The sequence below is a fragment of the Paenarthrobacter sp. genome (genome assembly GCF_031180005.1).
In the GTDB taxonomy this organism is placed as follows: Bacteria; Actinomycetota; Actinomycetes; order Actinomycetales; family Micrococcaceae; genus Arthrobacter.
The window spans coordinates 43,902-69,463 of the sequence record NZ_JAPSHI010000016.1 but is presented as its reverse complement, the minus strand read 5'-3'; the positions used below and the strand labels follow the sequence as shown (position 1 = coordinate 69,463).

Annotated in this window: 23 protein-coding genes, 1 tRNA gene and 1 other RNA gene; 9 read left to right on the top strand and 16 right to left on the bottom strand. The window is 63.2% G+C overall.

Going from position 1 to position 25,562, the window contains the following annotated elements; genetic code table 11:
* Positions 1-17: 17 nt before the first annotated feature.
* The 3 genes from RIF72_RS13040 to RIF72_RS13030 all read right to left on the bottom strand — a co-directional run bounded on the left by RIF72_RS13040 (position 18) and on the right by RIF72_RS13030 (position 2,036).
* Entirely contained in the window at positions 18-956 is a 939-nt protein-coding gene (locus tag RIF72_RS13040; protein WP_309075301.1) for a 3-methyladenine DNA glycosylase, read from the bottom strand.
* A complete protein-coding gene (locus RIF72_RS13035) occupies positions 943-1,461 on the bottom strand; it encodes an SSI family serine proteinase inhibitor (RefSeq protein ID WP_309075300.1) in 519 nt (172 codons plus the stop codon). The genes RIF72_RS13040 and RIF72_RS13035 overlap by 14 nt, the downstream gene beginning before the upstream one ends.
* Positions 1,462-1,574: 113 nt before the next feature.
* Positions 1,575-2,036, bottom strand: coding sequence for a MarR family transcriptional regulator (locus RIF72_RS13030; RefSeq protein WP_309075299.1), 462 nt, complete (start codon positions 2,034-2,036; stop codon positions 1,575-1,577).
* A 116-nt stretch (positions 2,037-2,152) separates the two neighbouring features.
* Here RIF72_RS13030 and RIF72_RS13025 point away from each other — a divergent pair, with 116 nt between their 5' ends.
* The 3 genes from RIF72_RS13025 (at position 2,153) to RIF72_RS13015 (ending at position 3,273) form a co-directional block, all read left to right on the top strand.
* Positions 2,153-2,377, top strand: coding sequence for a hypothetical protein (locus RIF72_RS13025; protein WP_375164226.1), 225 nt, complete (start codon positions 2,153-2,155; stop codon positions 2,375-2,377).
* Between the two features lie 102 nt (positions 2,378-2,479).
* Positions 2,480-2,710: a hypothetical protein gene (locus RIF72_RS13020; protein WP_309075297.1), complete on the top strand. Its 231-nt coding sequence runs from the start codon at positions 2,480-2,482 to the stop codon at positions 2,708-2,710.
* A gap of 167 nt (positions 2,711-2,877) precedes the next feature.
* Positions 2,878-3,273, top strand: coding sequence for a LapA family protein (locus RIF72_RS13015; RefSeq protein ID WP_309075296.1), 396 nt, complete (start codon positions 2,878-2,880; stop codon positions 3,271-3,273).
* Positions 3,274-3,378: 105 nt separating this feature from the next.
* Here the strand turns inward: RIF72_RS13015 and RIF72_RS13010 are convergent, their stop codons facing one another.
* From RIF72_RS13010 to RIF72_RS13000, 3 genes are all read right to left on the bottom strand, one after another.
* Positions 3,379-3,678 carry a DUF4193 domain-containing protein gene (locus tag RIF72_RS13010; protein WP_011773410.1) on the bottom strand — a complete coding sequence of 100 codons (300 nt, stop codon included), beginning with the start codon at positions 3,676-3,678 and terminating at the stop codon, positions 3,379-3,381.
* A 174-nt stretch (positions 3,679-3,852) separates the two neighbouring features.
* Complete coding sequence (locus RIF72_RS13005; RefSeq protein ID WP_309075295.1) at positions 3,853-6,348, bottom strand: glycoside hydrolase family 3 C-terminal domain-containing protein; 2,496 nt, start codon at positions 6,346-6,348, stop codon at positions 3,853-3,855.
* A complete protein-coding gene (locus RIF72_RS13000) occupies positions 6,349-7,623 on the bottom strand; it encodes an MFS transporter (protein ID WP_309075294.1) in 1,275 nt (424 codons plus the stop codon). It lies immediately after the preceding gene.
* A gap of 135 nt (positions 7,624-7,758) precedes the next feature.
* On the opposite strand from RIF72_RS13000, the gene RIF72_RS12995 reads away from it, so the two are divergent.
* Positions 7,759-8,355, top strand: a complete 597-nt coding sequence (locus tag RIF72_RS12995) for a TetR/AcrR family transcriptional regulator (RefSeq protein ID WP_309075293.1) — start codon at positions 7,759-7,761, stop codon at positions 8,353-8,355.
* Positions 8,356-8,426: 71 nt separating this feature from the next.
* Here RIF72_RS12995 and RIF72_RS12990 read toward each other — a convergent pair whose 3' ends face one another.
* The gene (locus tag RIF72_RS12990; RefSeq protein ID WP_309075292.1) at positions 8,427-9,773 is read right to left on the bottom strand and encodes an aspartate kinase; all 1,347 of its coding nucleotides are present in this window, start codon (positions 9,771-9,773) and stop codon (positions 8,427-8,429) included.
* Between the two features lie 141 nt (positions 9,774-9,914).
* Positions 9,915-10,433: a DUF427 domain-containing protein gene (locus tag RIF72_RS12985; RefSeq protein ID WP_309075291.1), complete on the bottom strand. Its 519-nt coding sequence runs from the start codon at positions 10,431-10,433 to the stop codon at positions 9,915-9,917.
* A 106-nt stretch (positions 10,434-10,539) separates the two neighbouring features.
* Here RIF72_RS12985 and RIF72_RS12980 point away from each other — a divergent pair, with 106 nt between their 5' ends.
* Complete coding sequence (locus RIF72_RS12980) at positions 10,540-11,634, top strand: hypothetical protein (RefSeq protein ID WP_309075290.1); 1,095 nt, start codon at positions 10,540-10,542, stop codon at positions 11,632-11,634.
* On the opposite strand, the gene RIF72_RS12975 is transcribed toward RIF72_RS12980, so the two are convergent.
* The 4 genes from RIF72_RS12975 to ffs form a co-directional block, all read right to left on the bottom strand.
* Complete coding sequence (locus tag RIF72_RS12975) at positions 11,615-12,220, bottom strand: dihydrofolate reductase family protein (RefSeq protein ID WP_309075289.1); 606 nt, start codon at positions 12,218-12,220, stop codon at positions 11,615-11,617. The two genes, RIF72_RS12980 and RIF72_RS12975, sit on opposite strands and share 20 nt — an antisense overlap.
* Positions 12,221-12,256: 36 nt before the next feature.
* Complete coding sequence (recR, locus tag RIF72_RS12970; protein WP_017198356.1) at positions 12,257-12,856, bottom strand: recombination mediator RecR; 600 nt, start codon at positions 12,854-12,856, stop codon at positions 12,257-12,259.
* Between the two features lie 33 nt (positions 12,857-12,889).
* Positions 12,890-15,904: a DNA polymerase III subunit gamma and tau gene (locus RIF72_RS12965; RefSeq protein ID WP_309075288.1), complete on the bottom strand. Its 3,015-nt coding sequence runs from the start codon at positions 15,902-15,904 to the stop codon at positions 12,890-12,892.
* Positions 15,905-15,938: 34 nt separating this feature from the next.
* Positions 15,939-16,035: signal recognition particle sRNA small type (ffs, locus tag RIF72_RS12960), an RNA gene on the bottom strand.
* A 464-nt stretch (positions 16,036-16,499) separates the two neighbouring features.
* Between ffs and RIF72_RS12955 the strand changes: the two genes are divergently transcribed.
* Positions 16,500-16,988, top strand: coding sequence for a hypothetical protein (locus RIF72_RS12955; RefSeq protein WP_309075287.1), 489 nt, complete (start codon positions 16,500-16,502; stop codon positions 16,986-16,988).
* Positions 16,989-16,999: 11 nt separating this feature from the next.
* Here RIF72_RS12955 and RIF72_RS12950 read toward each other — a convergent pair whose 3' ends face one another.
* Complete coding sequence (locus RIF72_RS12950) at positions 17,000-17,323, bottom strand: hypothetical protein (protein WP_309075286.1); 324 nt, start codon at positions 17,321-17,323, stop codon at positions 17,000-17,002.
* A 305-nt stretch (positions 17,324-17,628) separates the two neighbouring features.
* On the opposite strand from RIF72_RS12950, the gene RIF72_RS12945 reads away from it, so the two are divergent.
* Positions 17,629-17,713 (top strand) — tRNA-Ser (locus RIF72_RS12945).
* Between the two features lie 184 nt (positions 17,714-17,897).
* Here the strand turns inward: RIF72_RS12945 and RIF72_RS12940 are convergent.
* Complete coding sequence (locus tag RIF72_RS12940; RefSeq protein WP_309075334.1) at positions 17,898-18,827, bottom strand: LysR family transcriptional regulator; 930 nt, start codon at positions 18,825-18,827, stop codon at positions 17,898-17,900.
* Positions 18,828-18,950: 123 nt separating this feature from the next.
* Here RIF72_RS12940 and RIF72_RS12935 point away from each other — a divergent pair, with 123 nt between their 5' ends.
* A complete protein-coding gene (locus RIF72_RS12935; protein WP_309075285.1) occupies positions 18,951-22,412 on the top strand; it encodes a bifunctional proline dehydrogenase/L-glutamate gamma-semialdehyde dehydrogenase in 3,462 nt (1,153 codons plus the stop codon).
* Positions 22,413-22,594: 182 nt separating this feature from the next.
* Here the strand turns inward: RIF72_RS12935 and RIF72_RS12930 are convergent, their stop codons facing one another.
* Together RIF72_RS12930 and RIF72_RS12925 are read right to left on the bottom strand one after the other, a co-directional pair.
* A complete protein-coding gene (locus RIF72_RS12930) occupies positions 22,595-23,515 on the bottom strand; it encodes an oxygenase MpaB family protein (RefSeq protein ID WP_309075284.1) in 921 nt (306 codons plus the stop codon).
* Between the two features lie 43 nt (positions 23,516-23,558).
* Positions 23,559-25,001, bottom strand: a complete 1,443-nt coding sequence (locus RIF72_RS12925; RefSeq protein WP_309075283.1) for an MFS transporter — start codon at positions 24,999-25,001, stop codon at positions 23,559-23,561.
* A 97-nt stretch (positions 25,002-25,098) separates the two neighbouring features.
* Between RIF72_RS12925 and RIF72_RS12920 the strand changes: the two genes are divergently transcribed.
* A complete protein-coding gene (locus RIF72_RS12920; RefSeq protein WP_011773425.1) occupies positions 25,099-25,494 on the top strand; it encodes a MarR family winged helix-turn-helix transcriptional regulator in 396 nt (131 codons plus the stop codon).
* The last annotated feature ends 68 nt before the right edge of the window (positions 25,495-25,562 follow it).

The following is a 25,562-nucleotide window of genomic DNA, read 5'->3' as shown; positions in this document are numbered from 1 at the left end:
CTGGTGGCGGCGGGTGCTCAGGCAGCCAAACCGCTCAGCTCATCCAAGAGCGGCCCTACTGCCTGGAGCACGCGGGCCCGCAGCTCCTGGGATTCGGCCGCGAAAGCCCGCTGGTATTCAACGTACTCGGCCTTGCCCTGCGGTGTCTCAATCCTGATGGGCGGGTAGCCCCATTCTTGAAGATCGTAGGGAGACGCCTGCATGTCCATCGCGCGGATCCGCCACGACAACTCGAAGCAGTCCATCACCAGCTCGCTCGGTAGGGCAGGCGTTAGCTTATAAGCCCACTTATAGAGGTCCATGTTGGCGTGCAGGCAACCCGGCTGCTCCATGGTGCGCTGGTTCTCGCGGGTGGGCGTAAGTTCATTCAGCGAGGTGGCATCAGGTGTGTAGAAGCGGAAGGCGTCAAAGTGCGAGCAGCGGATGCGGTTCTCTTCAACAACTGCATCCGTGCCCTCGCCGCCAAGCCTCAGCTTCAGGTACTCATGCCGCAACTCAAACTTTTCCTGCCGATACACCATGGCCCATTCGTGCAGGCCAAAGCATCCGAACTGCGCCGGTCGCTTGGCCGTGCCCGCGAGGATGATTCCCGCGAAGCGGACAGCTTCGGCGCGGTCAGCAAGGAAGCCGGGCCGCTCAAAGGTGACCGCAGGCGTTCGCGGAGCCAGCCCCACAGAGGTGAGTTCGGCGTCGTCGAGCCCTCTGTAGAACTTCCAGGTGATGCGCTCCAAGGCGCGCTCGCCGCTGAGGACCACGCCATCGCCGGGATGCCAACGCTGCAACTGGCCCGGCTTCTGCGTGTAGTAGGTGAAAAGGAAGTCCTCCACGGGGTGCTTCTTACCGGCTGAACGACGCGCCAGATACGGATCTGCGTAACGCGCGACGCGTGCATGGTGGGCTGCCTCCAGCCCGAGCCATTGCTCTTGGGGGAGGTGCCGAAGCTTAGAGGCCGCCATCTGATCCGAGGACGCTCTTCGCGGCGTCCCATAGGGCGATCTGGCAGCCGTCCGTTCGGCTGAAGGAAGCGCTGACTTCCTTGCCGTCCACTGAACCGGTCACCTTGGCCGTTGCCGGGCCCCCGTACTGCATGGTGCAGGCCTGGTCCGTTCGCATCGGGGCGGGGCTCAGCAGGGAGGGGCCGTTCTTGAGTGAAGTGCAGGCCTCGGCTGCCGACGGGTGGCTGCTCTCGGCGGCGGGCACGCCATTCGTGCAGACGAGCGTGAAAGCCTGGGGAGCGGACTCCGGAGTTTCAACGAGTGTGATGGAAAGTTCGGCATTGCCTGCGCCGGTGGCTGGTGACGCGCTGGGAGTTGCGGTTTTGCTGGGGCTGCTGCTTGAAGTGGCCGACGACGGCGCCTGGCTTTCGCTGCCTGTGGAACCCGGGGTGGGGTTGCCTGAGCATGCGGCGAGGCCGGCGACAACCAGTACTGCCAGTAAGGGCCGAACAAATCGCATGCGCATTGAGTCTCCTAGGTTGCATCCATTTTACGTGGCACTTTTGGTGCTCGCTTCAAGGACACCATTGAGGCTCTGGGCTTGGCTAGGGAGTTGCGCTGACGGGTTTGGCCGGTTTGCTAGCTGTTGCGTTGAGTGGCGGCGATCAGCCCGGTCATGGCCTGGTGAAGTTCTGCTACTTCTTCGCGGGTGAGTTGCAGGCGCTCGCGGATCTGGCCCGGAACGGCGGTGGCCTGCTCCCGGAGGGCGGCACCTTTGTCCGTCAGCTTGACCGCAAGTGCCCGTTCATTGCCGGGCACGCGCTCGCGGGTGATCAACTCGGCTTCCTCGAGGCGCCTAAGCAGCGGGGAGAGGGTGGCGGGCTCATGGAGGAGGCTGTCACTGATGTCCTTCAGTGTCCGCGGGCTTCGTTCCCAGAGGGCAAGCATCACCAGGTATTGAGGATGGGTGAGCCCGAGCCGCTCCAGCACAGGCTTGTAGACGCCAACTACACTTCGCGAAGCCACGGTCAGGGCGAAGCATAGTTGGCGTTCCAGAAGGAGATCGTCGGTCTCCCGGGTGGTCTCGTCAAGGGCTGTCATGGCTGCCTCCTGTGCTTGCTGCCTGATCTATTAGCGCACGGTTGCCAATTAGTTAGTGCACTAATGATTAGCGTACTATGGACTTATTGAACCGCCTAAAAGAGGAGTCGATCCGCGTGGCCAAGGAATCCTTCACACGGAAATTCATGCGCGCGACAGGGAAGTTCCGTGTCATTTTCGGGCCTGCTCACAGCAGCTCCCTCGATCACGAGATGACCGACGCCAACCGGAAGCTGCTCGCGCAGCGCCAGGCTGAGACCCAACAGTGGGAAACCCTCCGCCGGCCTGACGGCAGCACGTACGTAGTGCCCCGCAACCCGGAGGACAAGTCGCTGCGGTAAGCCCACCTCGCCGGGGGATTTCAGGCGTAAGATAGGCCTCACTGAACGGCACGCACCAGCCCTGCCGCTTTTCTCTCTCCGGCAAGAAAGGAGGTGGAAAACATGGGACGCAGAATGGAAGGCTTCGTCCACGTGACCGAGCGGCTGCAGTCCGTTTTTGGACCGGCAACCCACGGTGATACGGACAGCCCCGTGGTGCACAAACACGATGATTTCGAGACCGCTTCCGAGGCGGATCTGAGGAACTTCGACGTCGAGACCGACTCTGAAGGTCATCACTATGCGGTCCGTAACAATGATCCCGGGCCCACCACCACCGACTACAGCCTCTAACGGCATGTGAGATACGAAGGGCCGGACCGCGAACTCCGGTCCTTCCTTACGTCGACCGGCTTGGCACCTTGACCTTGGTTGGCTCACCGTGCCACTGTTGTGCAACTAATCAGCATGCTTATCATGTGGGTAGTACGGTAAATGCTGGTCTACAGAGGGGGCCGTCAATGAGTTTCCAAGAAGATGCAGCGAGGATTCCGGGTGGTCCGGCGCGCCCGGAGCCGGGTAGCTCGGAGCCGGGTAGCTCGGAGCGACAGGAACGAGCGATCCCGCCTGCTTCGGGCCACGACAGGCCAACCCGCACCGCCGCTTTGTGGGTGGCGGTGGCTGTCGGCTTGGTGGTTCTGGTAATGCTGATCGTATTCTTCGTCCAAAACCAGGACATGATCACCGTCCGGTTCTTCGGGCTGGAGGGGACGCTCGCGCTCGGGACCACGCTCTTCATAGCGGCTGTGGGCGGCGGAGTCCTCGTTGCCCTTGCGGGCGGGGCCAGAATCCTCCAACTCAGAATTGCCAATCACCGCCGCAAGAAGGCAGTTGGAGGGCCAGGAGGCGGCCACTAGCTTTAACTGCGGAAGGACCGGAGCGTTTGCTCCGGTCCTTCCGCAATTTAATCCCGACGGCGGCACTCCCTGACGATGTTAAGTCCGCCGGGGTGTTAGACCGTATTAGCCTTCGCAGTCGGTGCAGTAGGCGACGCCATCTTTTTCGCGTGCGATCTGCGAGCGGTGGCGAACCAGGAAGCAGGAGTGACAAGTGAACTCGTCGTTCGCCTGCGGAATGACCTGGATGACCAGTTCTTCAGCGACGATTTCGCCGCCGGGGCCGTTGGCGTCGAGGCCATCGGTTTCGTCCAGTTCAAGCACGACACTCTTGGCCGTGGGAGCGCTGGCGGACTGGAGAGCCTGGAGGGACTGCTCCTGGTTCTCTTTTACATCGGTGCGGAGTTCGTCGTAATCGGCTGCCACTTTTTAATGCCTCTTCGTGTTAGGGGGTTACCGGGTATGCAACGTACAGCATGCCACGAAAATTCCATACCATACCCCAGTTCTCCGGCTTGTGGCGAAAACCACGTGGGGAAAGGGCAAAATAACCCTCCACCCAGCGTGATTTCGCTCATATATTACCGAAGTTCCATGTGATTACCGGACTTCGATCTCCAGGGCTTGAAAGTCGTCCGCTGAGTGGCGACCCACCAACAGGCGGAACCTGCCCTGCTCAAACTGCCAGCCGCCGTCGTAATATGCAAACGCCTTGGCGGGGATGCGTATTTCCACGCTCTCGGTTCCGTTGGGGGCAAGGTGTGTCCCGGCGTAGCCGGCGAGCCAGCGAACGGGCCGCTCCACGGCGGAATCGGTGCGGTCCAAGTAGACCTGGACTACTTCCCGCCCCGTGCGTGTGCCGGCGTTGCGTACTGGTACGTGCACCACAACATCGTTGCCGACGGCGACCACCTGCGGCGCGTGGGCGGTGCCGAGTTCGAACGTCGTGTAGCCAAGCCCATAACCGAACGGGAGTGCGGGGGCGGCGCCGCCTTCGGCTTCCTGCTTGAGCCACGCGCGGTAGCCGATGTGGATTCCCTCGGAGTAGACCACCTTGCCGTCAACGGGTGCGGTGTTCAGGACAGGAACGTCTTCCAGAGCTGCGGGCCAGGTGGTGGGGAGGCGTCCGCCGGGTTCTTCCGCGCCGAGCAGGATGTCGGCGATCGCGTTGCCGAATTCCTGGCCGCCGAACCAGCCCAGCAGTACTGCGCTTACCTTGTTGAGCCACGGCATGAGGACCGGCGACCCGGAGTTCACCACAACCACTGTGCGGGGGTTGGCCGCGGCTACAGCTTCCACGAGCTGGTCTTGGTAGCCGGGCAGGTTAAGGTCCTTGCGGTCGAAGCCTTCGGATTCGATGGCGGCGTTGGTGCCCACAACCACCACTGCTACGTCGGAGTTCCGGGCAGCTTCCATTGCGGCGTCAATTTCAGCTTGCGGGTCCGCGACCACCGTCTCCTCACCCAGCAGGATGGCCGTGAACGGAATGATCTGCTCTTTGGGCAGTTGGTATTCGGCCTCAACCCGCACAGTCTGCCCGGCGGCGGTGTGGATGGCGTGGACGGTCTTGGGAGGATCGAACAGGGCAGCACCCAGAACTTCGGTGTCGTCCTCAAGTTCGCTGTTGAAGGCTTCCTCTCCATCCAGGGAGAAACGGATGCGGCCTACGGTGCCAATGCCAAGGTGGTGGACGCCTTCTGTTTCGGCTCTCCAGTCCGTTTCCATGCGGATGGAGGCTGCGCCGTCGGGAATTCCGATGCCAAACCAGATCAGATGCGAGGCCAGGCGGTCTTCGCCGGAGATTTCCGTGCCATCTTCCGCCAGGAAGGTCACGCGGATTCCGGGGACATTGGAGACGGGATTATGGAGCGACGCGCGGGGGAACGGCTGGATGCCCTCGGCTACTTTGGCGCCACGCGCGTAGGTGACGGTAACGTCGTCGGGCAGTGCCTTTCGCAGGCCCTCCAGGGGCGAGACGGTGTACTTGGGCATAACGGTGGCGCTGCCGCCGCCCTGGGTGCGGGCTTCGTCGGCGTTGTGGCCGATCACAGCCACACGGCTCAGCGCCCTGGCGTCCAGCGGAAGGATGCCGTTGTTGCGGACCAGCACCGCGCCGCGGACTGCAACTTCACGCGCGACGGCGGCCCCGTTCAGTTCTGTGGGGAGCTGGGTCACTGCGGGTTCGAAACCTTCCAGCGAACCCACGCGGGCGGCCAAGCGCAGGATCCGGGTGACCTTCTCCAGGATCGCGTCCTTGCTCACGCGGCCATCGTTGACTGCAGCCAGCAGCTTGGGTCCCCAGTGGCCTGCCGGACCCGGCATTTCCAAGTCCTGGTGGGCGTTGGCGGCTTGCACCGAGCGGACGCCCGTCCAGTCGGAAACGACGACGCCGTCGAAGCCCCATTCGGTGGACAGTGGCGTTTCAAGGAGCTTGTTCTCGCTGGCGGTTGTGCCGTTGATGGAGTTGTATGAGCTCATCACCAGCCAGGCACGGGCCTCGGTGATGGCGTCCTCGAAGGCTGCCAGGTAGAGCTCACGGAGGGGGCGTTCGTCCACCACGGAGTCCGCGGTGAAACGCTCGGTTTCGGCTTCGTTGGCAAGATAGTGCTTGGGGGTCGCGCCAACGCCCATGGACTGGACGCCGGCAACATACCCGGCGGCCATGGTTGCGGTGAGCCGCGGGTCCTCGCTCATGCACTCGAAGTGGCGGCCGCCCAGCGGGGAGCGGTGCAGGTTGATGGTGGGGCCCAGGACGGCGTGGACGCCCTTGCGGCGGGCTTCTTGGCCCAGGACCTGCCCGTACCGGCGCGCCGTTTCGACGCTCCACGTCGCGGACAAAGCCGACGACGACGGCAAGGAGACTGAGTCGTGTCGCTCATCAAAGTCTTCACCGCGAACCCCGGCCGGACCGTCGGACATGACCACGCGGGACAGGCCGATCTCCGGGATGGCATGCGTGGACCAAACGTCCGCGCCGGTCAGCAGTTGGACCTGCTGCTCAAGCGTCAGGCTCCGGGCCAGTTCGACGATCCTTGCTTCCGCATCCTTAGCTCCTGCTTGTGGGGCCGTAACGGCGGTTGACAGGGTGGGATTCATTTACTTGACTCCTTTGATACGTGTGACGAGGATGGCTCCGATGATGCCGACAACGGCACCACCGAGGAACAGGGCGGGGTAGCCACCCAAGGCGATGACTGGGAAGGCGATAGCAGGCACCAGGGATTGGGGGAGGGCTTGGGCGATGTTGAAGACACCGAAGGTTTTGGCATTCTCTGACTGGTCGCTGGGTAGCAGGTCAGTGATGAGGGCTACGTCCACGGCGCTGAAGACGCCAAGGCCCAAGCCCAGGATCCCTTGGCCCACCAGCACCTGACCGGTGTTGGTGCTGGTAGCGATGACCACCAAGCCGCCCATCATGATCAGGGCGGAGATGATGACCATGCTCTTACGCTTGCCAAGGCGGTCGCTGATCCAGCCACCTGCAAGGCTGGTGATCACAGTGCCGGCTGAGCTCACCAGGGTTGCTTGGAACACCAAGCTGGTGACCTGCGTTTCGGCGACGCGAAGGTGGTCCGTGAAGAAGTACGGCAGGTAGAGAAGGCCGGCACAGTAGCCCACGTAGACCAGGAATTTGGTGACCCAAGCCCAGCCCAGGCCCGGGTAATCCTTGGGGTTGAAGTAGAAGGAACCCAGGATCTCCTTGAAGTTCAGCGGTGCCGGTTTCTCCGTGAGGACGCGGTCCTTGAAGGTGAAGGCAAAGGCAATGGCTATCGCCGTGCCGACGATCCCCGGGACTACCGCCATCTGCAAGGCGGTTTCGAACATCTGCGCGAAAAAAGCGGCTGCCACCAGGCCAATGGGCAACGTCATGCCGATGAGGCCGGATAGGCGTCCGCGCTCCGTTGGGGCGGCTTGGTCGGGAAGGGTTGCAACCAAGGCGGCCAGGGCGGCGTTGAAGCCCAGCTGTGCTACAACCCAGGCAATCAGAACCACTCCGACGTCCGTGGCCGAACCCAGCAGGAAGAGTGCTGCAAGTCCGAGGAGTGATCCGCCGACAATCCACGGTTTGCGCATGCCGAACCGGGACGTGGTGCGGTCGCTGAGTCGGCCAAAGAACGGATTGGCGAGCAAAGCGACGGCTGCTCCAACACCTGCCACGAGGCTGAGTGCTCCGGCGCGTGTATCCGGAGTGGTGATCTCCGAAATCTTGATGGCCAGGACTACCAGTGCGGGGGCCAGGACGGCCATCCAGAGGCCGGCGCTCGCGATGGGCATGCCGATGACGTAGGCGCGGGACGCAGCCTGGGGTGCTTCGGTTTCGGAGTTGGCGGTTTCCGCGCCTGCTACTTGCTGATTGAGATTGAGGGCCACATTGCCTCCTGATGAACGGGCGACCCACCGTTGGGTCTCGAAGGAAGACTCTAGCGACAAAAATCTAGTATGACTAGGTTTTCAGCAAAAAAGTCGGTGATACTCGATTTTTGAACCTTCAAATAGACTGAACGGATGTCACCACCCAGGGCCCGCGGCCAGTATGCCAAGGGCGCCGAACGCCGCGAACAAATCATCCAGACAGCTACTGACGTTTTCGCCACGGAGGGCTTTGAAGGCACTGCCCTCAAGCGCGTCGCCGAGCTGGTGGGCGTCAAGGAAGCCACCCTGTTCCACTATTTCAAGGGCAAGCAGGAACTACTGACTGCAGTCCTGGCGGAAAGGGATCGCCGGTCACTCGCAGGTGGTGGCGAGTCCGAGGTGGGCTTGAGCCTGATGCCCGGCATCGCTGAGCGGAACCGCAACGAGCCCGGCCTGACCACGCTTTACGCGGTGGCCTCCGCCACGGCCAACGATCCCGGGCATGCCTCGCACGCCTACTTCAAGGACCGCTACGAGACCGTAGTGCGGGACGTCGCCGTGGACATCGAGCGGCGACAGAAGGCAGGCGAGGTACGGACCGACGTCGGGCCCGAAGCACTCGCGAGGCTGGTGGTGGCTGCCTTCGATGGTTTGCAGTTGCAGTGGCTCTACGACAAATCCGTGGATATGGCAGAGGGGCTGACCCAACTGGTGGAAGTCCTCCTGGCGCCAGCTCACCCAACTAGGTAGCAGATAAGGCCGTTCTGAGCTCTCAGAACGGCCTTATCTGCTACTTACTTGGGGCGTCGCCCGGAGTGACCCTAGCGGCCGGTGCCGCCGTAGACGGTGGCCTCAGCGTCGCCGTCGAGCTCGAACGCATTGTGGATGGCGCGTACCGCGTCGTCCAGGGCGTCAGCGCTGGTGACAACGGAGATGCGGATTTCCGAGGTGGAAATCATGTCGATGTTGATGCCGGCGTCGGAGAGGGCCTTGAAGAACGTTGCCGAAACGCCGGGGTGCGAACGCATGCCGGCGCCAATGAGGGAGAGCTTGCCTACGTGCTCGTTGTATTCGATGCTCTCGAAGCCGATCTGGCCCTCGGCTGCACGCAGGGCCGCAAGGGCGTCCGCGCCTTCGACGATGGGCAGGGTGAACGAAATGTCCGTGCGGCCGGTGCCGTGGGTGGAAACGTTCTGGACGATCATGTCGATGTTCGAGTGCGCGTCTGCGATCACCTGGAAGATCGCCGCAGCCTTGCCGGGGATGTCCGGTACGCCTACAACGGTGACCTTGGCTTCGGACCGGTCGTGTGCAACGCCGGAGATGATTGGCTGCTCCAAGGCAACTCCCTCTTGAATCGTGAACTTTTCGTCGGCGCCCGGGATGACCCAGGTGCCTTCGTTCTGGCTAAATGACGAGCGGACGTGCAGGGGCACACCGAAACGGCGCGCGTATTCCACGCACCGCAAGTGCAGGATCTTGGCACCGGACGCGGCCAATTCCAGCATTTCTTCGCTGGAGATACGGTCGATCTTCTGCGCGGAGCCCACAACGCGGGGATCAGCCGTGTAGATGCCGTCCACGTCTGTGTAAATTTCGCAGACGTCAGCCTCCAGAGCGGCGGCCAAGGCAACAGCGGTAGTGTCTGAGCCACCGCGGCCCAAGGTGGTGATCTCGTTAGTGCTGCGGCTCATGCCCTGGAAGCCTGCCACGATCGCGATATGTCCCTTGTCCAGGGCGGTGCGGATCCGGTGGGGATCGACGTCGATAATGCGGGCCTTGCCGTGGATGCCGTCGGTAATCATGCCGGCTTGGGAACCGGTGAAGGACTGTGCGGAAGCGCCGAACTTGTTAATGGCCATGGCGAGCAGGGCCATGGAAATTCGCTCGCCTGCGGACAAAAGCATGTCCATTTCGCGGGCGGGGGCGGAGTCCGTGACCTGGCTTGCGAGATCCAGGAGTTCGTCCGTGGTGTCGCCCATTGCGGAGACAACAACCACAACCTCGTTGCCGGCCTTCTGCGCATCCACGACGCGCTGAGCGACCCGCTTGATGCCATCAGCATCGGCAACCGAGGAACCGCCGAACTTTTGAACGATCAGCTGCTTGGTAATGGCAGCCTCGTTGGAGAGCTCTTCGATTTTCACTTCGGTAGTGGGCATAGTCATGCGCGCACCCTCACTGCATCAATAGGGTTCGAACGCGGCATGCTGGATCCAAATTGGAGCACGCCTGCGTAGCTTATTTGCCCAGTTTATCGCCGCGTGCAGGGCTGGTAGGAATTGTGACCACATGGCGGCCACGCGCCACTACCACCCGGCTGTGCCCGGGCCACCCTTGAACGGGCCGACGATCTGCCGTGTGATCCAGCCGCCGTAGAAGTTTCCTTCCTGGAAGGCCACCTGCTCGCCGTCGATCTCGCAGGAATCCATATGCTCCGGGTACAGGGCAGCCCGGCTGCTGAGGGCCTCGAACCCCCGGGCTGGTGTGGTGTAGGTCCATCCGCCACGGGATACGGCGACGCCGCCGGCTACGACGTCGAAATAGCTTGCTTCTCCCTTGAACTCGCAGAAAGTGGTGCCCCCAACAGGGACCAGCACACCACTCCGGAAGGCATCCAACGGCAGGTAGTAGACAGGCGGATGACTTGTCTCCAGGACTCGCATAGCGTCTGTGGTATCCACGATCACCTGACCGCCAAGCCGCACCACAATCCGATCCGAACGTGCTTCGATCCTCGGCGGACGTGGGTAGTCCCACACCGATTCCTGACCGGGGCCCGGTTTGATGGGATGGGGGCGCCGAAAAATGCTGTTGCTGGAGACCATGAGCCATGGTGGCACGATCAGCTGGGATCTCGCCTTGAAGTCTCGGCGTATCGGTGGTGGCTTGCCCGGCGTACCATCCAACTCATGATGATGTTAGCGAGAGGCGATGGCCGACGTTCCTGACCATCCTGGCGGTTCGGTCCCGGGATGGAATGAGCCCGAATATGAGGTTATCGGCGGCGGGATAATCGATGATCAAGGGCGGATGGATGAAGCTCCGCGGACTGGTTCGTATTCGCGAACCCATCCCGGTGCCCACGTCGCAACTGCTGTTGACGAGGCGTGGCGGAACACCCGGAAATCTTTCACATCTTGGTGGTTCTGGTTGGCTTGCGCACTGGGGATTGCGCTCGCGTGGGGGATGGCCGCCGCACTCATTATTTGGGGAGAGGCCAACGGCTGGTTCGAGACCGAGGTTGCGGGCGCCGTGTATCTGCTGATGGCGCCATTCCTCGCACTGGCAGCTGCCATGCTGGGTGCTGCTTGGGGCTTCCGGAATTCGAAGGGAAGCATCCCTGTTCTGCTGCTGTCAGGAGCCATGAGGGGCGTGGCGTTGGCTGCGACGGGATGCGGTGCTTTGCTCCTGGTGGGCCTCAGGTTCGGCGGGCCAATGGCGCTGGCCGGTGCCGCCGTCGTCGTCATTGTTCTTGAAGTAGCGCTGTTTGGACTGATCGGTGTCGGTTCGCGGAGATGCTTCGCCAAGGCAGCTCCTGGTGCGGCTTTGGCTGTGGTACTGGTGGCTTTCTTGTGCATTGGCAACGTGGTGGTCACGCTCCTGCTGATTCCCGCGACCGCGGGAACAGTCCAGGTGTCGGTGCCCGTCAACGTCGAGCGCGACGAGTCCGGAAGAGTTATAGCGTACGAATGCGTAGGCAGCCTTCGTCCCGTTGAGGTGGCGCACACGGATCGGATTGCCTGGCTGGCCACGTCCAACCCTGTCCTGCTCCTGGGAAGCGTGGGCGCTGAACTAGCAGCAGCGGACAACCCGGTTGGATGGATGTTATCCGGACTGCAATGGTCTGCCGACGGTCCCTCACGCGAAGTCCCGTGCCTCGGCGGGGAATCAAGTGCTGGCCTTGCGCCTTCGATCCCCGTCGCTCTGACCGGTTTGGCACTGCAGGGGCTGCTGGCCGCGCTGGTGCTGGTTGCGGGACGCTGGCAGGCCGCCCGGCGGGCGGCGGCTAGTTCGAGGCCCGGGTGACCGGCTGGCGCACGTACTCGGAAATTACGACGCCTGAGCCGAAGGCCGTCGTGGACAACTCGCTGAAGGCGCTGGGCTGGTAGGTCCCGGGCGCGAAGAGCGGGATCCCGTCACCAAAGAGCAGCGGGCTGCGTTTGAGCACAAGCCGGTCGATTTCACCGGCCAGCTGCGTTGCGAGTTGCCCGCCGCCACAGAGCCAAATCGCCTTCCCCGGCTGTGACTTCAACCGGCGCACAACGTCTACGGGGCTTTCATCGGTAAGCGTCAAATTCGGGTGCTCGCCCGGGATGTCCGCCTCGGTACGCGTCCGGGAAAACACTACTTGTTCGAGGTGCTGGTACGGGCTGGTCATGCCCGCCGGAAGGCCCACCGCGTAGGTATTCCAACCCATCACCACGGTGTCGAACATTGTCCCGGTCCGTTGGATGCCCATGGCGTCCGCGATCACGGTAGGAATGGCGTCAGGGAAGCGCTGATTCTGTGCAGCCATGTGGTCGCCTTCGACTGGGAAGGCATCGAACTCGCCTCCGGGGCCGGCAATGTAACCATCCAGGCTTACGGCAACGTAGTAGACAAGTTCTCGCACAGGACCCCCATCGCGGCTGATGTTGTGATTGCGAGATTACAGCAAGGCGTTTCGCCGGCCCTCGAACGCGCGTCCCAACGTGACCTCATCGGCGTATTCAAGGTCTCCACCCACAGGCAGGCCCGACGCCAGTCGCGTTACGGTGATTCCGATCGACTTGAGCATGCGGGCAAGGTACGTAGCCGTAGCCTCACCCTCGAGGTTGGGGTCCGTGGCGATGATGATTTCCTGGATGGCGCCGTCATTGAGGCGTGTGAGGAGCTCACGGATGCGCAACTGCTCAGGGCCGATACCCGCGATGGGATTAATGGCACCGCCCAGCACGTGATAGCGGCCGCGGAAGGACCGCGTACGCTCGACGGCCAGGACGTCCTTGGACTCCTCAACGACGCAAATGACCGACGGGTCACGGCGCTGGTCGCGGCAAATATTGCACGTTTCCTGCTCGGTCACGTTGAAGCACACACTGCAGAACTTCACGCGTTCCTTCACCGTGGTGATGGCCGTGACCAGGCGCTTCATGTCCTCGGGGTCCGCCTCAAGGATGTGGAATGCCAGGCGCTGCGCTGATTTGGGACCCACCCCGGGAAGCCGGCCGAGCTCATCAATCAGCTCTTGAACTGCACCTTCGTACACAATGTCCTCGTTAGGTTGAAATCAATGCTGGAGTCAGCGGGGTTGTAGGGGAGAACCGTCCAAGGCGCGCTCTTCAATCAGCTTCCCGCCCAGAATACGCTCCACCGCGGCGCGCCCAAATACCCGGGACTCCTCGATGGTTTCGTCTTCCGGGCTGGGAATGTCCTCCGCCACTGACTCCGGCTTCGACTGGGTCCTCACCGGCGCCTGGACACGGCCCGCTTGGGCTTCGGGGCTGTTCGTTAAGCGCTGATACAGGCTTTGGCGGCCAGTTGGACTGCCCGACGGCGCAGCCTCCTCGAGCGTCGCAACGGAGCCGTGCGCTTCCTCGGGTTGAGTCGCCAACGACGGCCAGGCCGCCGGGGCGTTGCTGGTTGCCGGGGCAGGCATGGATTGCGCTGCGGGCCAGCTCGACGCCGGTGCGACGTCCCAGCTGGAGCTCGGGTTCTCCTCGGCATTGGTGGGGTGACCGTAGGTTCCGGACGCCGTTGCCGGCGCCGGTGCTTGCGCCGCGGCCGGTTCGTAGTCCGGGGTGTTAGTTGCGGGCGCGCTTTCTTCGATGTCCTGCGCGGGTTTCTTGCCCACGTTGGACTCCGTACCTACAACCCAGGTTCCCGGCGCCTGCTCGACTGCGCGCGACCACGGATCCTCGGACGCAGTGGTGCTCGAAGCGGGTGCCGTTGCGGCTGCGGCCGGGGGCGCGGTTGTGGAGGTCTTGGCCGGTGTTGCTGGTGCCGACGCTGAGGCAGCCGGTTGGGAGCTCGTGTGGCCGTAGCCAGCCGGTGGCTCCCAATCCGCCGGAGGCTCTTCATCCAGCGGCGGGGCGTCCTCGTCGAGCGGCGGACCCCAATCGTCGTCGGGGTGCGAGTAGTCGCCGGAAGGCTCTGGCCCCGCGGGAGCGGCCGGAGTTGAGGCGGCTGGTGTCGGTACCGGCGCAGGAGCGGGGGAAGCTACTGGTGCGGCAGCCGGTGCAGGAGCGGGGGAAGCTACAGGTGCGGCAGCCGGCGCGAGACCCCAAGCGGAGTCGACAGCTGACACCGGCGCCGGTGTTGGTGCTGTTTCCGCAGGCGCTGACGTGACACCTGTGGCTGTTGCCTTCGGGGATACACCACCGGCCGACGCCGGGGCGCCCATGGGTGATGCAGCAGCCGGAGCTTCCCGGCTAGTAGGTGCTTTTGGGTTTGGCTCAGAGCTCGCTGAGCTGTTGCCGCCAGCCACGGCGACGATCTGGCAGTCGATGCCGATGGTCTTGTGGATCGCCTGCCGAAGGTTCTCTGAGTGATCCGCACGGCCGAACGCACCCGCGAGGCCACCAGTTGTGAAAGCCAGAGTCAGCACCTGGCCATCAAACTGGGCCACTTGGGCATTCGGTTCAACCAGCGCCCAAGTGCTGCGCTTGATCTTGGTCAGCGTCTGCAGGACATCCGGCCAAGCTCGGCGCAATGCTTCCACATCGCCGGTGCCTCCGGGAGCGGGAACCGGAGCAGCAGCAGGCTGAGGAGCTGAGGCGGGTGCCTGTTGCGGTGCGGGCGTTGGCTGTGGCTGAGACTGGGCTGCTTGGGATGGGGCAGCTTGCTGCGAGCGGCCCGCAGCCTGACGGTCTTCGACGGGCCAATCGTTGGTGGACACTCGAGGTGCTGTGATGGCATCCCGCGAACCAGCGTCTGTGGACGGATGTGCAGGGGACGGCTCCGGAGCGGACGCGGACTGCTCGGGCGCGGCAGATGCTGCAGCAGGGGCTTGCCGGGAAACGGCGGGTGTCGCCGGGACAGCCGGGGCAGCCGGAGTTTCCGCCTGTGCCGGCACTGCAGGTGCGATCGGCGTAGTAGCCGTAGGAACCGGTGGGGCAGCAGCCACAGCCGGGGCGCCGTCGTCGCCGGTGTAATTCAGGCGACGTTCCACGCGGTCGATGCGGGCAGCGATGCCACGTTCGGTCTGCTCGGCGCTGGGCAGGAGGATGCGTGCGCACAGCAGTTCAAGGTGAAGGCGCGGCGACGTAGCACCGGTCATCTCAGTGAGCGCCGTGTTGGTGACATCTGCGGCTCGGGACAGTTCCGCCGCGCCCAAGTTGGTTGCCTGATTGCGCATCCGGGCGATCTGGTCGGCTGGCATGCCACGAAGAATGGCCTGCGCGCTCTCGGGCATCGCCTGGACGATGATGAGGTCGCGGAATCGTTCCAAGAGATCTTCGACAAAACGGCGGGGGTCGTGCCCGGTCTGGATGACGCGGTCCACGGCACGGAACACAGTGGCAGCATCTGCCGCAGCAACGGCATCCACGATGTCGTCCAGCAACGAAGCATGCGTGTAGCCGAGCAGCGCAACAGCGAGCTCATAATCCAGGCCATTGGGACCGGCGCCGGCCATGAGCTGGTCCAGGACGGACAAGGTGTCGCGAACGGAACCGCCACCTGCGCGGATGACGAGCGAGAGCACGCCGGGAGCCACGGGAACGTTCTCCTGCTGGCAAAGGAGCTCGAGATACTGCATCAGGGGCTCGGGCGGCACCAGCCTGAAGGGGTAGTGGTGAGTACGGGACCGGATGGTCCCGATGACCTTGTCCGGCTCGGTGGTAGCGAAGATGAACTTGATGTGTTCCGGCGGCTCTTCAACGATTTTGAGGAGCGCGTTGAAGCCGGCGGACGTGACCATGTGGGCCTCGTCAATGATAAAGATCTTGTAGCGGTCGCGGACCGGGGCGAAGGTTGCGCGCTCGCGGAGATCGCGGGCGTCGTCCACGCCACCGTGGCTGGCGGCGTCGATCTCGATGACATCCAGCGAGCCGGAGCCGCCGCGAGCGAGTTCGACGCAGCTGGGGCATTTGCCGCAGGGAGTATCAGTGGGGCCTTCGGCGCAATTGAGGCAGCGGGCAAGGATGCGCGCGGACGTGGTCTTGCCGCAACCGCGGGGGCCGGAGAAGAGGTAGGCGTGGTTCACGCGGTTCTTGCGGAGCGCCGTCATCAGCGGCTCCGTGACGTGTTCCTGCCCGATAACGTCCGCGAAAGAGTCCGGGCGATACCTTCGATACAGGGCAGTTGTAACAGTCACAAGTGAAACCTACCTATAGGGACTGACAGTTAAAGTAAGTGACCCCTCATGCACCCGCCAGAGCCCATCTACCCTTGCTACCTTCCGGTCCTGGGGGAGTTCAACAGGATGACGCCACATGAGGGGCCGTCGACAAGCTTACCCGAACTTGGGTTGCGGTTCGAATCGGCTGGAAGGGCTGTGGATAAGGCTCGACGGCGGTTGGCTGGCCTTCTCATTTTGTCGGGGCTGGCTGGTAGACCTCGTACTGCAGGAGAGGTTCGTCGGAAAGGTGTGGCTATGGTGCGGGATGGGTAGTGGGGAGTGGGTGGACCCCAAAGATGTGTCCGGCGTGATTCACAAGGACGTGCTCGCTGTGGTTCGTGTCCTGGCGGTCTCCGGATGGAGGCTGAGGCGGCAGGGGCACAAGTTCTACATGTACTGCCCCTGTGGATCTAACGGTGCGCAGTTGAGAGTGGACGGCACTCCCAGGAATTCGACCCAGCGAGCCAAGATCCTTCTGCGCGACGCACGTCGGTGCCCGGGTCAGCATGAATTACTCAGAGGGCGGCGGTAGCTGTTGTCACTTGTCAACACTTTGGAATATTCTAAGACCATGAAAACCGAGCAGCCCTTCGAAGTGCGTCTCCGGTTGGGGGAACTTCCCGAGCCGGTTGAAGACCTACTCGCGGAACAGCTTGATGCGATCGTGTCTCGCTTCGCTGGAGTGCCCTATGTGACTGTCCTGCAGGATGCCGAAAGCGGCACGGAGGCCGCCCATCGGATTGTTGACCAGATTCGTCATCTCGGTGGAGTGGTTCAAGCCGTTGATTTCGACTATGTCACGAGGGGTGAGATTGCCGAGCGGCTGGGAACGACGCGACAGGCTGTGGCTCACTGGATTGCTGGCCAGCGGCAAGCGGCCTTTCCATTCCCTCGTCCAGCCATTCAGGCGGGAGTCTCACTGTGGTGCTGGTCGGACGTCGTCAACTGGGCAACAGTCTCGAGCCATGCCGTTAGCGGGGATGCAAGGCTGTTGTCCGCCGACGAGATCGCAATGATCAATGGAGAATTGGCTGCCGGGCGAATGCCCATCTTTGCCTGACCTGCTCCCCGTCACCGCCAGCCATTCACCGGCCACGTTATGAAAGCCGGCTCCTCATAAGGGTGCGCCGCGCGCAAAGCCTGCACGACGCCGTCGAGCATGTCCTCCTGAACAACGCACTCAACCCGGGTTTCGGGCACCTGCTCCTCGATCCCCACCTCACCAATAAAGGGGCGCGCTCCAAGCAGCGGCGTGAAGCGGCCAGTGCCTGGCGAAGTAAAGGCGCAGTGGGAATAGTCGCCGATTCGCCCGGCGCCTGCGTCGCCTATGGCCAGGAGGACCTCCTCGATATGCGTCTCAGGAACGTAGAGAACCAGGGCATGCAGCTGAGCCATAAGGACATCCTGTCAATAAACTTCGGCTACAAACAGGTCTCAACCATTGCAAAACGAGGGACCGCAGCGGACCATGGGTATGTACACCGATTGGGGCAATCTCAAGGTTGTGAGCTGCGGGGCCTGGGAGCGAGGGGCCGGACCCGGCAGCTCAACGGTGATACCGCAAGAATGGGCGCGTTGGGGGCGTCCATTTTTCCGTTAACGGGCTTATCTTCGAACCCTTCCGCGGATGGTGATTCAGCCCGATTACACGATGCCGAAATTCTCAGGTACAGTAGTATCTGCTTTCGAATCGGAAGCAAGGAGAATTCGCCTAGCGGCCTATGGCGCACGCCTGGAACGCGTGTTGGGTTAACGCCCTCGGGGGTTCAAATCCCCCATTCTCCGCGTTTGGCCCCAGTCCTCGGACTGGGGCCTTTTGCGTTCCCTCGACCACAAACCCGGGACACCCATGTTTGGCCTCGCCATGGAGCCGGGCAGGGGACACTCAAATCCGCGTGTCATGGGCCCTGATCCTGGGCGCGCACGAATTTGCGTGTCGCCAGCCGGCCAGCTGGCCAGCCCAGTCAGATTAGCCGGCGTCAGCCTGCTGCTCGGCATCCTGCTGTTGTGCCGCAGCAACCCGCTCCAGCACTTCACGACAGGCTGCGGTTGCAGGGTGGATGCGGCCGGCGGTCCTGGTGGACGTGAACACGGTTCGCTTCGGAAGGCCCGGGAGGTCCAGGAGTTGGACGGTGCGGGTTCTCCCCGTCCACACCAGGTCCGGCATGAGCGCCACGGCGTTTCCGGATTCGATGAGCCGGATCTGTGCTTGGAGGTCGGCCGTTTCGTAACGTACGTCGGGCTCGAACCCCGCCGAACGGCACGCCTGCTCAGCCCAATGCCTGGAGGCGGCCCCCCGGGGCTCCATGACCCACGGCATTGAGGCGGTGTCCGCAAGCGAAGAAACAGTTTCGCCGCCCAATCCCACCGGGGGAGTGGCCAGGCGGATGGCATCGCTGGTGAGGATCACACGGTCCAGGCCGCTGTGATGCGGGGCGGCGTGGCCTGGGTATTGCTCTGCCACCACGAGATCGAAGTCGCGCGCCCAGGTTTCGTAGAGTGCGGTCTCGGGCTCACGCTGGGTCATCTCCACGCGGACCTCGGGATACTCCTGGCGCATGATGCTGAGGAAATCCGGAAGGAGCGCCAACGCGGCGGATTGAAACACTGCGAGCCGGACCGTGCCGGTGACCATGGACAGCGAAGCTGCGAGTTCGGTCTCCGCGCGCTCCAAGGTTTCCAGCAGGGCAGCGGTGTGGGCCACGAGTATTTCTGCCTGAGGTGTCAGTTGTACGCGGCGCCCCGCTTTGCGCAGCAGTTCCACCCCTGCTTCTTTCTCCAGCAACGTCAGCTGCTGGGAAACCGATGAAGGGCTGTACTGCATCGCGTCGGCAACCTCGGCAAGGGTTCCGCGGATCTTCAATTCGTGCAGCAAACGCAGCCTGCGGACATCCAGCAAGGCAGCCTCCAAAGGTTCGGGATGGGTAATCAATATTCGTCAGAAAAGATCGCTTTTCCTAACGTGATTGTAGATCCATACTGATGGAAACAAACAAACTTCTCCGCCTCAGAAGGAGCCCCCATGACCAGCACCCTCCCGGATGCCACCGCCCCGCGCACCCAGGATTCCGGGCAGTTCGATGCTTTGGCCCAGGAAGCCATCGCCTTGGTCCGCCACTGGCTTACCGAAGCCGGCAAGATCCCCGTGGATGTATCCGCGCAGCGCCTCGCCGGCGTCCTGAAGGACCCGAACGGCCTTGACTTCACTGTCGGATTCGTCGACGGCGTCATCCGCCCCGAGGACCTGTCGGTCGCCGGCCGCAAGCTCGCCGAGCTCGCCCCGAAGGTGCCCAAGTTCCTCCCGTGGTACATGCGCAGCGCTGTACGCGTAGGTGGCGTCATGGCTCCGATCGTCCCGCAGGTGGTCATCCCGATCGCCCGCCGGGTGCTCCGCGAAATGGTGGGCCACCTCATTGTGGACGCCACCGACGCCAAGCTCGGCCCGGCCATTGCCAAGATCCGCCAGGACGGGGTACACCTCAACGTGAACCTCCTGGGCGAAGCGGTCCTGGGTGAACACGAAGCCCAGCGTCGCCTGGAAGGCACGCTGAAGCTCCTTGCCCGTGATGACGTGGACTACGTTTCCATCAAGGAGTCCTCCACCGTTGCACCGCACTCCCCGTGGGCCTTCGACGAAGCCGTCGACCACGTGGTGGAGAAGCTCACCCCGCTCTACCGCCTTGCTGCTTCATTCCCCAAGCCCAAGTTCATCAACCTGGACATGGAGGAATACAAGGACCTCAGCATGACCATTGCGGTGTTCAAGCGCATCCTGGACATGCCCGAGTTCAGAAACCTTGAGGCCGGAATCGTCCTCCAGGCCTACCTCCCGGACGCCCTTGGCGCCATGCAGGAACTCCAGGAATGGGCTGCCGCCCGCCGTGCCCAGGGTGGTGCCCCCGTCAAGGTCCGTGTGGTCAAGGGTGCCAACCTTCCCATGGAGCAGGTTGAAGCCTCCCTGCATGACTGGCCGCTGGCCACCTGGGGCACCAAGCAGGACTCTGATACCAGCTACAAGAACGTCATCAACTACGCCCTCACCCCGGAGCGCATTGACGCGGTCCGCATCGGCGTCGCAGGCCACAACCTCTTTGACGTCGCTTTCGCCTGGTTGCTCGCCAAGCAGCGGGGTGTGACGAAGGGTATCGAGTTCGAAATGCTTCTGGGCATGGCAACCGGCCAAGCCACCGCGGTCCGCAAGGACGTCGGCAGCCTGCTTCTCTACACACCGGTGGTCCACCCGGGTGAGTTCGACGTCGCCATTGCGTACCTGATCCGCCGCCTCGAAGAAGGTGCGAGCCAGGAAAACTTTATGAGCGCGGTCTTCGAACTCAGTGAAAACGAAGCCCTCTTCAAGCGCGAGCAGCAACGCTTCCTGGACTCCTTGGCCGGCATGACGGCCGAAGTTCCGGGCCCCAACCGCAAGCAGGACCGCCGCCTCCCGGCAGGGCCTGCCCCGCTTGAGGGCTTCAGCAACACCCCCGACACGGACCCGGCGCTCCCGGCCAACCGTGCCTGGGGCCGCGACATCCTCAGTCGCATTCCCGGTTCCACCGCCGGCAACAAGACCGTCGATGCCACCAAGGTCTCCGACGCCGCTGAACTGGACCGCATCATCGCCACTGCGGTGGACCACGGCAAGGCCTGGGGTGCCCGTCCCGCGGCGGAGCGCGCAGCCATCCTGCACCGTGCCGGCGAGGCCCTCGAAGCCCGCCGGGCCGAGCTGCTGGAAGTCATGGCGTCCGAAACGGGCAAGACCATCGACCAAGGCGACCCCGAGGTCAGCGAAGCAATCGACTTTGCGCACTACTACGCCGAGCGTGCCAAGGACCTGGAAACGGTGGACGGCGCCACGTTCGTCCCAGCCAACCTCACCGTGGTGACCCCGCCATGGAACTTCCCGGTGGCGATCCCCGCAGGATCCACTCTCGCAGCGCTCGCCTCAGGCTCCGCCGTCGTGATCAAGCCTGCAAAGCAGGCCCGCCGCTCCGGTTCCGTGATGGTGGAAGCCCTGTGGGAAGCCGGCGTGCCGCGCGAAGTGTTGGCGCTGGTGCAGCTCGAAGAACGTGAGCTTGGCACCCGTCTGGTCTCGCACCCAAGCGTCGACCGCGTGATCCTCACCGGCGGCTATGAAACCGCCGAGCTGTTCCGTAGCTTCCGCCAGGACCTGCCGCTGCTCGCGGAGACGTCCGGTAAGAACGCCATCATCGTCACCCCCAGTGCTGACCTGGACCTCGCTGCAAAGGACGTTGTGTACTCGGCGTTCGGCCACGCCGGCCAGAAGTGCTCGGCTGCGTCGCTGGTAATCCTGGTGGGCTCGGTGGCCAAGAGCGCCCGCTTCCACAACCAGCTGATCGACGCCGCACGTTCCCTGACGGTGGGCTACCCGGACAACGCCACCACGCAGATGGGGCCGATCATCGAACCGGCCAACGGCAAGCTCCTGAACGCCCTCACCACACTGGGCGACGGCGAAACCTGGGCCGTCAAGCCCGAGCGCCTGGACGAGACCGGCCGCTTGTGGTCCCCGGGCATCCGCTCGGGCGTCAAGCGTGGCTCCTATTTCCACCTCACCGAGTTCTTCGGCCCGGTGCTGGGTGTCATGACAGCTGAAACCCTCGAGGAAGCCATCGCTATCCAGAACGAGATCGAGTACGGCCTCACCGCAGGCCTGCACTCCCTGGACTCCGCCGAAATGGGCGTCTGGTTGGACACCATCCAGGCCGGAAACCTGTACGTCAACCGTGGCATCACGGGCGCGATCGTCCAGCGCCAGCCGTTCGGTGGCTGGAAGAAGTCGGCCGTCGGTGCCGGAACCAAGGCCGGCGGACCGAACTACCTGATCGGCTTGGGCAGCTGGCTCCCCGACGAGGCCAAGGCCAAGCGCGGCACCGTGCTTCAAGGCGCTGCAGCGCAGATTCTCTCCGCCGCAAAGTCAGCGGACGTGTCCGCTGAGGAACTGCAGACCCTGCAGCAGTCACTCTTCAGTGACGCAGCGGCCTGGGAAGCCGAGTTCGGCACCTGCAAGGACGTCTCCGCACTGTCTGCAGAGCGCAACGTCTTCCGCTACCGTTCCCTCCCGGTCACCATCCGGCTTTCCGAAGGTGAGCGACTCGCTGAGCTGCTCCGTGTCGTAGCAGCCGGTGCAGTGGCGGGTTCGGCGCTCAAGGTGAGCTCCGCCGTCGTGCTTCCCGACGCGGTGGTGACCGTGTTCGCGAACCTGGGCGTCAGCGTGCGGATTGAGGACGACGCCGCGTGGATGGCCCGTGCGGCCAACTTCGACGCCGGCCGGATCCGCCTGATCGGTGGCGACTTCGCCGCACTGAGCGCAGCAATGGGTGGCCGTCCGGACGTCGCGGTCTACCACGGTGCTGTGACCCAGGCCGGCCGCATCGAGATGCTCCCGTTCCTCCGCGAGCAGGCTGTGTCCATCACGGCCCACCGCTTCGGTACGCCGAACCACCTGTCGGATCACCTGATCTAAGGGGCGTAACAAGGGCATGCGCCGAGGGGTGAGCTCTCGGCTGAATAAGCACGCGTAAGGGTTGAGAGCTAACCCCTCGGCGAAGCCCACTCAACAGGGGATTGCGCCGAGGGGTGAGCTTTCGGCGTTTTGAGGGTGCGAAAGAGGTGAGATCTCACTCCTCGGCGGGGGTGGGGCGCACCTCAAGCCGCGTAGCCGAGCCTCTGCAACCTACGCCGGGCGGCCTGCTCACTTGGCCCGTGGGAACCCAAGGCAAACCGGACCATGCCCAGGACAGCCCGGGCAGCGGTGATGACGGGCAGGGGAACCGGACCAATCCCGGCACGACGAATACCCAGCATCTCGCGGTATTTGGGCTCAAGGCTTGCGACGGCGGCCGCGAACAGGATGGTGTAACCGGGTTTGAGGAGCGGGCTCAGGGGTGGATAGCGAATGAACGATACCGTCTCGGCCAAGCGCTCATCAGCCCGGAGTATCCCGGAGGCGTACCACTGCTCAAGTTCTTCGCGGACCTGGTCCTCGGTCAGCGGCGGGTCCTCCACTCCCATGAGCCGCCCTGCCGCTGCCCATTCGCGAACGTAGGCGTCGGGCCCACCTGGGATGGGCCGGCCCCAGATGCGGTTGGCGGTAATGAAGGAGTCCGCGTAGGTGATGTGGACCCAACGGAGGAGTTCGGGATCGTTGGCGGCGTACTCGCGAAAAACTCCGTTGCCGTCCACATACGTTCCCCGGACGCGCTCGTGGATCTTCCGTACTCGGGCGGTCGCAGCTTCGGCTGCCTCCGTGGAACCGTAGGTCACAGTGAAAATCCATCGGACCGTATTAGCCAACCGTCCGAGTGGGTCTTTCTGGAAACCGGAGTGCTCGTAAACCCCTGCCAGCGCACCGGGATGCAGGGCCTGCATCAACAGCACCCTGATCCCGGCAACGATGGTGGCCACATGGCCGTGCACAGCCCAGACTGCCGACCCCGGAAGGTGATATCCGGCGTCGTTCCCTTCCGCGAGGCGCGGCACCCACTCCGGAGGCGTGCCCGACGTTCCTGTGAACGTGCGCTGCAGTTCGTGCCTGTACTCCGTGAGGTAGTTCCTCATAGGTCCCATGAGACCTCGCAATTGCGGCTGTGTACAGGGGAAAACGCGGAGGTTAGGAGCGGACGCGGCGCTTGGGCGGTGCTGCCGCAACCAAGAGGGCGGCGATGGCGACGGCGGCACTCAGGATAAGGCCCGGACGGTACTGTTCCAGCATGGCTTGGGCGCTGACGGTTCCGGCGGCCTGGCCATGTCCGCTGACCAGCGCCGTGGTGACCGCCAAAACCAAGGCGGCTCCCACTTGGGTACTGGTCTGGATCAATCCAGCAGCCAGCCCCTGCTCGGAATCCTTGATCCCGGCCGTCGCTTGGACGTTGATGGACGGGAACGCCAGCGCAAAGCCGATGCCCAGCAGGACCACGGACGGCAGGATATCCAACACGTAGTTCGGAGTGGTGCCAACCCTGAGGAACAAGACGTAGCCCAATCCCAGCGCAGTGAGCCCGGTCAGAATTAGTTGCGTGGCCCCGAACTTCTCAATGAGCCGGTCGGCAAACGGCGCACTCGTGGCCACCAACAGTCCTGCCGGAAGCAGAGCCAGTGCCATTCCCAGCGGCGTCCAGCCCAGCACGGATTGCAGGTACATGGTGACGATGAACTGGAAGCTGAGATAGGAGCCGAACAGCCCCACGGCGCTGAGATTGGCTCGGGCTACCCAACCTTCCTTGAGGATGCTGAAGCGGATCAGCGGATGTTTGACCTTGTTCTCGATCACCGCGAAGGCTGCCAGCACGGCGATGGAAACTGCGAATCCGGCGATTGTTGCCACAGATCCCCAGCCCTGCTCCGGTGCTGAAACCAAGGTGTATACAAGGCCGAGCATGCCCAGCGCGAGAGTGACGGCGCCCCAAATATCGTGTCCGCTGTTCTCCGCCGATGGCTTGTCCTTCGGGATGAACTTCATGCCCAGGAGGACAACGACGACGGCGATGGGCACCGAGACCAGGAACGTCCAACGCCAGCTGAGGCTGGTCATCAGGCCACCCACCACCAGGCCCAGCGAGAAGCCGCTGGCACCGAACGTGGTGAAGATGGACAACGCCTTGTTGCGCTCGCGGCCTTCGGCGAAGTTGGTGGTGATGATGGAGAAGCCGGTAGGTGCCGTGAAGGCAGCGGCAAGTCCCTTGATGAACCGCGTGGCGATCAGGATGGCAGGGTCGTCCACCAGCCCGCCAAGGAGCGACGCCGCGGCGAATACGGTCAACGCAATGAGGAAGATTCGACGCCGGCCCAACAGATCGGCGAGGCGGCCACCGAGGAGCAGGAGGCTCCCGTAGCCCAGGACATAGGCGGAAACGATCCACTGCAGGGAGTCGGTTCCAAGGTTGAGCTCCTGTCCAATGGACGGCAGGGCAACGCCGACCATGGAGACGTCCAGCCCGTCCAAAGCCAGGACGGTGCACACAACCATGAGCAGCAGCCACTGGGCACGCGTCCAGTGAACGGCTGAAACCAAAGGCGGCTCAGATGAGGTTTTGAGGGTGGTGGGTGAGGTCATGGCCCTGAATCTACATGACGCGTCATTCAATGACAAGGAATATGATGCGGAATATTATGACGTGGATTCTAACCTTTAAATGAACTAGAATCAGGGCATGGCAACGACGCGTGACCGTCAACTGCATGACCGCCAATTGGTTGAGCAGTGGCGCAGCATCCAAAACTCCTACTTCCGCACCGCAGGAGCGATTGACCGCGCCCTCGAAGCGAAGTTCGACATTGGCCTCAACGAGTTTGAAATCCTGGACCTCGTTGCCGAAAGCGAAGAATCTGCGTGCCGGATGAAGGCTTTGGGGGAGCGCACCCCCATGACCCAAAGTGCCGTCTCGAAGGTGGTGGACCGGCTCGAAAAAGCAGGCTTGGTGTCCCGCGAAACCTGCGCAGACGATCGCCGTTCCCTCTTCTTGGAACTGACTGAGGCGGGCCGCGCACTCCACGCCAATGCCGCCGTCGAACACCGCGCACTGCTAAAGGAAAACCTGGGCTCTTAGTCCCCGAAAGCAAAGCTCAAGATTCTTGAGCCAAAACTGAGGCAACCTTTCGGTCGATGGCACCCGGG